The sequence below is a fragment of the Arthrobacter sp. 35/47 genome (assembly GCF_000520475.1).
Classification (GTDB): Bacteria; Actinomycetota; Actinomycetes; order Actinomycetales; family Micrococcaceae; genus Arthrobacter_D; species Arthrobacter_D subterraneus.
On the sequence record NZ_KI914618.1, the window covers coordinates 59349 to 67881 of the forward strand.

General features: G+C 63.8%; 9 protein-coding genes. All 9 read right to left on the reverse strand.

Annotated elements, in window-relative coordinates; all coding sequences use genetic code 11:
* Positions 1 to 553, reverse strand: a 553-nt coding sequence (locus tag X803_RS21640) for a histidinol dehydrogenase (RefSeq protein WP_035779336.1), incomplete at its 3' end; no start/stop codon positions are given.
* A gap of 59 nt (positions 554 to 612) precedes the next feature.
* Complete coding sequence (locus tag X803_RS20450) at positions 613 to 1125, reverse strand: hypothetical protein (RefSeq protein WP_156930089.1); 513 nt, start codon at positions 1123 to 1125, stop codon at positions 613 to 615.
* Between the two features lie 32 nt (positions 1126 to 1157).
* Positions 1158 to 4724: a DNA polymerase III subunit alpha gene (gene dnaE / locus X803_RS0115115; protein WP_275450949.1), complete on the reverse strand. Its 3567-nt coding sequence runs from the start codon at positions 4722 to 4724 to the stop codon at positions 1158 to 1160.
* A 57-nt stretch (positions 4725 to 4781) separates the two neighbouring features.
* Entirely contained in the window at positions 4782 to 5717 is a 936-nt protein-coding gene (locus X803_RS0115120; protein ID WP_051470804.1) for an RluA family pseudouridine synthase, read from the reverse strand.
* Positions 5701 to 6303 carry a signal peptidase II gene (gene lspA, locus X803_RS20455; protein ID WP_084033836.1) on the reverse strand — a complete coding sequence of 201 codons (603 nt, stop codon included), beginning with the start codon at positions 6301 to 6303 and terminating at the stop codon, positions 5701 to 5703. Before lspA ends, X803_RS0115120 begins: the two co-directional genes overlap by 17 nt.
* A gap of 121 nt (positions 6304 to 6424) precedes the next feature.
* On the reverse strand, positions 6425 to 7081 hold the full coding sequence (locus X803_RS0115130) for a DivIVA domain-containing protein (protein ID WP_026545786.1): 657 nt from the start codon (positions 7079 to 7081) through the stop codon (positions 6425 to 6427).
* 155 nt (positions 7082 to 7236) lie between these two features.
* Complete coding sequence (locus X803_RS0115135; RefSeq protein ID WP_026545787.1) at positions 7237 to 7530, reverse strand: YggT family protein; 294 nt, start codon at positions 7528 to 7530, stop codon at positions 7237 to 7239.
* Positions 7531 to 7588: 58 nt separating this feature from the next.
* A complete protein-coding gene (gene sepF / locus X803_RS0115140; RefSeq protein WP_026545788.1) occupies positions 7589 to 8104 on the reverse strand; it encodes a cell division protein SepF in 516 nt (171 codons plus the stop codon).
* A gap of 75 nt (positions 8105 to 8179) precedes the next feature.
* The coding region (locus X803_RS20460; protein WP_035779339.1) for an alanine racemase at positions 8180 to 8533 on the reverse strand (354 nt) is incomplete at its 5' end.

Sequence of the window (8533 nt, forward strand, 5' to 3'; positions counted from 1 at the left end):
CCGGGTGCGGCAGCCCGCCGAAGTCCTTGTGCGGAGGCGATGCAAGGGCAATCGATTCCACGCCCGCTGCCTGTGCCGGCACCACGTTCATGACGACTGATGAGGCAAGCACCGCGAGCCCACCGGGAACATACAACCCCACCCGCCCTACCGGAACCCAGCGGTGGGTGAGCACTGCACCGGGACGGATATCCAGGGACACGTCCTCGGGCTTCTGCGCGGCTGCGAAGGCACGGGCACGGTCGATGGACTCTTCAAGCGCGGAGCGCACGCTGGGATCGAGGGTCCGAAGGGATTCACGCAGGGCCTCCGCGGGCACCAGGGGATGGTGCTGTTCGACGCCGTCGAACCGTTGCGCAAGTTCGGTGAGCGAGTCGAAGCCGCGCGTGCGGACGTCTGCAATGATGCCTTCCACACGGGCAGCAACTGAATCAAAGGATGCGGAAGTGCTGCGGGGCATTGCCGACCTCAGCTCGGCCGCGGACAGATGCGTCCCGCGCAGATCTATGGTCCGGAAGGCGTCAAAGGAAGCGGGAGCGGTCTCGGCATTCACAGCCGCAATTCTACCGGCGGCGGCACCGGTTCCTTCCCACGCCCGGGGAGACGGCAGGCTCAGCGCTTCGGCCGCACCAGCAGCAGGCCAAGCAGCGAGGCAAGGAACACGACAAGCGTGGCTGCGGCGGGCCAGATTGCCGCAACGCCCAGGGAGCGCAGGACAAAGGGGAATTCACTGGCTCCACCGGAGAACAGGGCACCCAGCCCCTGGCCGACGGCCACGGCAAGCACGGAGCCCAGCACACTCCCGACCACCGCAGTGCATACCCGCTGCCAGGCTCCCGGTAACTCCAGCCGGTTGCTGAGGAGCCAACCGACGACGACTCCGGCCACCAGTTCCAGACCACCGAGCACGAGGTCCCGGGCGAGCCAGGTCTCCGCCTCGGCGCGATCACCGTAGAAAGCCCCTCCGGGGGAAGCCACCCACCAGAGGATCCCGAGGACGGGACCCAGCAACGCCATGGCGGCGCCCCACCATAGCAGGGACGACGGCGGCACCGGCGTGTGGGGGGCCGGCCCCGCATAGACGGGCGGCGGATAGGTGGCGGGTTGCGTGGATGAACTCGGCATTTTTCTACTCCAACCGTTCCGGCTGTCCGGCCTCACGCGTCGAGGCATGTCGGTCCGAGCAGCACCTTAAGGTCTCCAAACAGCGCCGGGGTGGGGTTGACCCGCAAATCGACCGGTAGCGAGAGCACCGACAGCTGGCGTTCCTTCCGCACTTGCAGCCTCACCTCGGAGTTTCCGCGGTGTTGCCTCAGTACCGACCCGAGTTCGTGGATCACCGGCTCGGTTGCCCTGTGGTGCAGCATGGAGATGACTACCGGGCCCGAGTGCCCCTCGGTGAGGTCCGGCACTGAAAGCTCCTGCGCGTTCAGCGTGACTGTGCCGTCGTCGCGCCGCTGGAGGCGGCCGCGAACCACCACGATGAGGTCCTCTTCCAGGACAGAGGCGATCGGACCGTACACCTGGCCGAAGAACATGACCTCCATGGATCCGCCCAGGTCCTCGATCTCGGCCCGGGCGTACGCATTCCCGCTGTTCTTCGCGATCCGCCGCTGCAACGACGTGATCATGCCCGCGATCGTCACGGAGGCGCCGTCGGCCGGACCGTCCTCCCCGATGATGGACGTGATCGCCGAGTCCGCGTGCTGGCTGAGGAGTCCTTCGAGCCCCTGGAGCGGATGGTCGGACACATACAGTCCCAGCATGTCCCGTTCGAAGGCGAGCTTGTCCTTCTTGGCCCACTCCGGCAGATCCGGAACCTCGACCGACAGGCCGGTACCGGCGCCCGGATCATCAAAGGCGCTGAAGAGGTCGAACTGGTTGGCCGCCTCGTTTCGTTTCAGCACGACGACGGAGTCCACCGCTTCCTCATGGATCATCGCCAGTGCCCTCCTCGGGTTTCCGAGGGAATCGAATGCGCCGGCCTTGATCAGCGACTCAATGGTTCGCTTGTTGCAGACCACCGCGGGAACCTTCTGGAGAAAATCGGAGAAGGACTCGAACGCGCCTTTCTCCTCGCGGGCAGCGACCATCGCCCCGACCACGTTGGCGCCGACGTTCCGGATGGCGCCCATGCCGAATCGGATGTCAGTGCCCACCGGGGTGAAGTTGACGCTCGATTCATTGACGTCCGGAGGCAGGACGGTGATGCCCATACGGCGGCACTCGTTGAGGTAGAGCGCAAGCTTGTCCTTGTCGTCGCCCACGCTGGTCAGCAGGGCAGCCATGTATTCAGAGGGGTAATGAGCCTTCAGGTAGGCAGTCCAGTATGCGACCACCCCGTAGGCGGCGGAGTGCGCCTTGTTGAAGGCGTAATCGGAGAACGGCAGAAGGATGTCCCAGAGGGTCTTGACCGCGGCGTCGGAATAGCCACTGTCTCTCATGCCCTGGGAGAAGCCGGCGAACTGCTTGTCCAGCTCTTCCTTCTTCTTCTTGCCCATGGCGCGGCGAAGGATGTCCGCCTGGCCAAGCGAGTAACCGGCTACCTTCTGTGCGATGGCCATCACCTGCTCCTGATACACGATCAGGCCGTAGGTGGTGTTGAGGATTTCGGCGAGCGGCTCCTCCAGCTCCGGATGGATGGGCGTGATTTCCTGGACGCCGGTCTTGCGCAGCGCGTAGTTGGTGTGCGAATTCGCTCCCATGGGGCCCGGCCGGTACAGCGCAATAACAGCGGAGATGTCCTCGAAGTTGTCCGGGCGCATCAGCTTCAGCAGCGAACGCATGGGCCCGCCGTCGAGCTGGAACACGCCCAGGGTGTCTCCCCTGGCGAGCAGCTCGTAGGATTCCTTGTCCTCGAGCGGCAGCGTCTCAAGGTCGAGCTCGAAGTCGCGGTTGAGCTTGATGTTCTCCAGGGCGTCGGTCATGATCGTGAGGTTTCGCAGACCGAGGAAGTCCATCTTGATCAGGCCAAGGCCCTCACAGGTGGGATAGTCGAACTGCGTGATGATCTGGCCGTCCTGGTCGCGGCGCATGATCGGGATGATGTCGATCAACGGCTCCGAGGACATGATGACGCCGGCCGCATGGACTCCCCACTGCCGCTTCAGCCCCTCGAGGCCGAGTGCGGTTTCGAAGACTTTCTGCGCGTCGGCGTCGGCCTTCAGCAGTTCCCGGAGTTCCTCGGCCTCCGAGTAGCGCTTGGCGTCCTTGTTGTGGACGTCGACCAGCGAGATTCCCTTGCCCATCACGTCAGGGGGCATTGCCTTGGTGAGCCGCTCCCCCATCGAGAACGGGTAGCCCATCACGCGGGAGGAGTCCTTGAGCGCCTGCTTGGCCTTGATAGTGCCGTAGGTGACGATCATGGCGACGCGTTCATCACCGTATTTTTCGGTGACGTAGCGGATCACCTCGGAGCGGCGGCGATCGTCGAAGTCGACGTCGAAGTCAGGCATGGAGACGCGGTCGGGATTCAGGAAGCGTTCGAAGATCAGTCCGTGGCGCAGCGGATCCAGGTCGGTGATGCGCATCGCGTAGGCGGCCATCGATCCGGCACCGGAACCACGGCCCGGGCCTACCCGGATGCCGTTGTTCTTCGCCCAGTTGATGAAGTCAGCCACCACGAGGAAGTACCCCGGGAAGCCCATCTGGGAGATGACGCCGACCTCGTAGTCCGCCTGTTTGCGGACGTCGTCCGGAATGCCTCCGGGATAGCGGTAGTGGAGCCCCTTCTCGACTTCCTTGACGAACCAGGACTGCTCGTTCTCCCCTTCAGGGACCGGGAAGCGCGGCATGTAGTTGGCACTGGTGTTGAATTCGACGTCGCAGCGCTCGGCAATGAGCAGCGTGTTGTCGCAGGCATCCGGGAAGTCCCGGAAAATCGCGCGCATCTCGGCGGGCGATTTGAGGTAGAACTCATCGGCGTCGAACTTGAACCGCTTGGGGTCCGCCATGGTGGATCCGGACTGCACGCACAACAGCGCGGCGTGGGCCTTTGCGTCCTCGGCGTGGGTGTAGTGGAGGTCATTCGTCGCCACCAGCGGCAGGCCCAGCTCACGTGCGAGCTTGACGAGGTCAGCCTGGACGTTCCGCTCAATATCGAGCCCGTGATCCATGAGCTCGCAGAAGAAGTTGTCCCGGCCGAAGATGTCACGAAAATCCGATGCTGCCTGCACTGCTTCCCGGTACAGCCCGAGGCGCAGCTTTGTCTGCACCTCACCCGAGGGACAGCCCGTGGTGGCAATCAGGCCCTTCCCATAGGTCTGCAGCAGGTCACGGTCCATGCGCGGCTTGTAGAGATAACCCTCCAGGGACGCCAGGGAGGACATCCGGAAGAGGTTGTGCATTCCCTCCGTGGTTTCGGACCACAGCGTCATGTGGGTGTACGCACCGGCGCCGGAGACGTCGTCGCGCCCGCCGCCGCCCCACTGGACGCGGGTCTTGTCGGCACGTGCCGTGCCCGGAGTGAGGTAGGCCTCGACGCCGACGATTGGCTTCACGCCTGCGTTGCGGGCCTTGTTCCAGAAATCAAAGGCTCCGAACACAAATCCATGGTCGGTGGTGGCCAACGCATTCATACCAAGCTCCGCCGTATGGCTGAACAGGTCGTTCAGGCGGGCGGCGCCGTCGAGCATCGAGTACTCGGTGTGGTTGTGAAGATGGACGAAGGAATTCCCGGAGGGAGCCGGGGCAAGGCGGGAGGAGGCCGAAGCAGAGGAAACCACCAACTCATTCTAGCGAGCGGCGGCCGCGCTTCGTGGCGCAGGCTGCGGGTGTCGGGCTCAGACCGTCCCCGTGGCGAGCGCGTCAAGGGCGTACTGCAGGTCCATGGGGAACGGGCTCTCGACTTCCACCCGCTCACCGCTGCGGGGGTGCTCGAAGGCGAGCCTGCTGGCATGCAGCCACTGCCGGGTGAGCCCCAGTTCCGCGGCGAGCCGGGGGTCGGCACCGTAGGTCAGGTCACCGGCACACGGATGACGGAGCGCAGAAAAATGAACCCGGATCTGGTGGGTTCGCCCGGTTTCCAGCCGGACCTTGACGAGGCTTGCCTTGCCGAAAGCCTCCACCACCGAATAGTGGGTGACCGACGGGCGACCGTCCTCGAGCACAGCAAACTTCCAGTCATGCGCCGGATGCCTGCCGATCGGCGCCTCAATTGTTCCTTCGAGCGGATCCGGCAGTCCCTGGACGAGCGCGTGGTACTGCTTGTCCACCGTACGGTCCCTGAACGCCTGCTTGAGTACCGTGTAGGCGTGCTCGCTTTTGGCGACGACCATTGTCCCGGAGGTTCCGACGTCGAGCCGGTGGACAATGCCCACCCGCTCGGGAGCGCCCGACGTCGAAATCCGGTATCCGGCGGCCGCCAGCGCACCCACGACAGTGGGTCCCACCCAGCCCGGGGAGGGGTGGGCCGCCACCCCGACCGGCTTGTCAATCACTACGAAGTCATCGTCGTCGAGCAGGATTCCCATCCCCTCGACCGGCTCCGCAATGACGCGCAGCGGATCTGCTTCCTCCGGAACAGTGAGGGTGAGCCGGCTCCCCGGCACAGCACGGGCAGATTTCTGCACGGCCGCCCCGCCAACGGTCACATATCCGGCGCTGCACCAGGCCGCCGCCGTTGAACGGGACGTGCCAGCCAGGGCGGCGACGACGGCGTCCAGCCGCTGGCCTGCGGCCGACTCGGGCACGTCGAAGGTACTAGGGACGTTCGTCATCGGCTGCCTCCGCGGCGTCGACACCGTCACGAACCTCGTTGCTGCGCCGGCCGTCGAGTCCGATGCCCCGCAGGGTGAGCAGGCAGATGAGGATGACTCCGCTGACCACTGCGGTATCAGCGATGTTGAAAATGGCGAAATTCGGCAGCGCGATGAAGTCGACCACGTGTCCCTGACCGAAAGCCGGTTCGCGGAACAGCCGGTCGGTGAGATTGCCAAGCGCCCCACCGAGCACCAGGCCCAGGGCGACCGCCCATCCCTTGGAGGCAACCTTCCCGATCTGGGTGATGATTGCGATGGAGACGAGGGCCTGGATGATGGTGAAGACCCAGGTGATCTCGGTACCGATGGAAAACGCCGCTCCGGAGTTGCGGATGAAGTGCCAGCTCAGCACCGGCGGCAACACCGCGGTGACCTGCCCCTCCACCATCGTGGAAACGACCCAGATCTTGGTGAGCTGGTCGATGACATAGGCCGTCAGCGCAAAGGCGACCAGCAGCAGCGCATAGCGTGCTCCGATCCGTTTGCCGTGCTTGCGGTGCGTACGGCCTGAATCGTGGCCTGAGACGGGAGGATGCTCGGTCATGGTGCTTTCAGTTGTACGCGCCGCTGGCGGCAGCAATGGATGCGGTTCCACCATCCAGAATACGGCAGAGGCCAGCCGCCGGATAAACCGGCAGCTGGCCTCTGTGAGACGTCAGTGACGCTTAGGCGTCAGCCGTTTCCGATGCAACAGAGCCACGCGAATCCAGATCGCGGAGCTGACCCTCAATGTAGGCCTTGAGACGTGAACGGTAGTCGCGCTCGAAGCTGCGCAGCTGTTCGACCTTGCGCTCGAGGACGGATTTCTGCTGCTCAAGAGCGCCGAGGATCTTGCGGCTCTTGTCCTGTGCCTCGTTGACCAGGCCGCTGGCCTCGATCTGGGCTTCGGCGATGATCTTGTCGCGCTGCTCAACGCCGGCGTTGACGTATTCATCGTGAAGCTTCTGTGCCATGGCAAGAACGCCTGCTGCTGACTCGGCAGAGTTTCCCTGCTGGGCAGGCGCGGCGGCGGCCACAGGCTGGGGCGCGGGGCGCTCCTCCACCTTCGGTGCTTCGACCTTGGGCTCCTCGGGCTTTTCCTCCTCGCGGACCTCTTCGGTGCTGGTGCTGGCGGCTACCGGAGCGGGGACCGCGGTGTTCTGCGCCGTACCCGTGGAAGCCTCGGAAAGCTGGCGGCGAAGGTCGTCGTTCTCCTGGTTCAGGCGGCGGAGTTCCACGACAATTTCGTCGAGGAAGTCGTCTACCTCGTCCTGGTCGTAGCCTTCACGGAACTTGGTGGGCTGAAACCGCTTGTTGACAACATCTTCTGGCGTCAGGGCCATCTGGTCACCTCATAGTGGATTTGGTCGAAGCCGTCTGTCGAGCAGACCTGACAACGGTACTGAATTGTGGACGTGCATGTGGAGGTTTGACCCTCCTGATGACTCACAATATGTGAGTCAGCGTATATCTTTTAGGTCTCGAAAACTAACCCGGATCACGCTACCGCCAAAGATCCTGCGATGGCCTTGAGGATTGTTGCCCCAAGAAACACCACAATGAACGCCATGTCGAGCGAAACGCCGCCCAACCGGAGCGGCGGAATCAGCCGGCGAAACATTTTGATGGGCGGATCGGTCACCGCATAAACCATGGACGCCAGGATGAGCGCGAGCCGGCGGGGCCGCCAGCTACGGGCGAACATCTGGACGGCGTCATACACGATACGGATGATCAGCGCGAGCTGGAACAGCATCAGCACCAGGTAGATCAGGGCGAAGACCAAGCTCACGTGTCAGTCACAGTCCTCTGGCATGAACGGAAATAGTTATCAGTACCAGTAAACAGCGTCAGCTTTGATTGAAGAAACTGGCCTGACCGTCGCTGGCCTTCTGATCTTCACCAAGGACCTCGATGTAGGAGGGTGAGAGCAGGAATACCTTGTTGGTGACCCGCTCGATCGAGCCGTGAAGTCCGAACACCAGGCCCGCGGAGAAGTCCACCAGGCGTTTGGCATCCGCCTCGCCCATGTCGGTGACGTTCATGATCACCGGGATGCCGTCGCGGAAGCTTTCCCCGATGATTTTTGCGTCATTGTAGGAACGCGGGTGCACCGTGGTGATCTGGCGGAGGGATGAGGCGTCCTCGCGGGCGGACTGTGCGCGCTTGATAGGTGTAACCGGGGCGCGGTACTCCTCGGGGGCAGCCTTGGCCGCCGGTGCGGGCTCGACATGGCGTTCGTCACGGTCGTAGTCCACCGAGTAGTCCTCATTCCTGCTGTGAGATGTCTTGGGCTCTGGTTCGTAGTGCTCGTCACCGTCGGCGAGCCCAAGGTAAATCATTGTCTTGCGCAGTGCGCCAGCCATGGTAGCTCCTGTCATTCCTTCGTCATGCAAGATTGTCCAGGACGCCTCAGGACGCCCGCGGTTACAGCGTTGACGCTACCCCACCGGAGGGCGGGCGCCGAGCACATCTGAGCCGACGCGCAGGTGTGTCGCACCGGCGGCGATTGCCTGTTCAAGATCACCGCTCATCCCGGCGGAAATGCCCGTCGCTCCGGGGTAACGGTGGACGACGTCGGCCGAGATCCCCGCAAGCCTGCCGAAGGCTTCCTGCGGGTCTCCTCCGAGCGGTGCCACGGCCATCACTCCCTTCAACTGCAGGTGTTCCGCGTCGTGAACCGCGGCCGCAACCTCGAGTACATCCGCAGGGCTCACGCCTCCGCGTCCGTTGTCCTCGGGCGCCAGATTCAGCTGGACATAACAATCAAGGACGGCCGGACCGCCCGCCGCCTC

Coding starts and splice junctions, on each gene's coding strand:
- X803_RS20450 (WP_156930089.1), bottom strand. CDS start 1,125: ATGCCGAGTTCATCCACGCAACCCGCCACCTATCCGCCGCCCGTCTAT.
- X803_RS0115120 (WP_051470804.1), bottom strand. CDS start 5,717: ATGACGAACGTCCCTAGTACCTTCGACGTGCCCGAGTCGGCCGCAGGC.
- lspA (WP_084033836.1), bottom strand. CDS start 6,303: ATGACCGAGCATCCTCCCGTCTCAGGCCACGATTCAGGCCGTACGCAC.
- X803_RS0115130 (WP_026545786.1), bottom strand. CDS start 7,081: ATGGCCCTGACGCCAGAAGATGTTGTCAACAAGCGGTTTCAGCCCACC.
- sepF (WP_026545788.1), bottom strand. CDS start 8,104: ATGGCTGGCGCACTGCGCAAGACAATGATTTACCTTGGGCTCGCCGAC.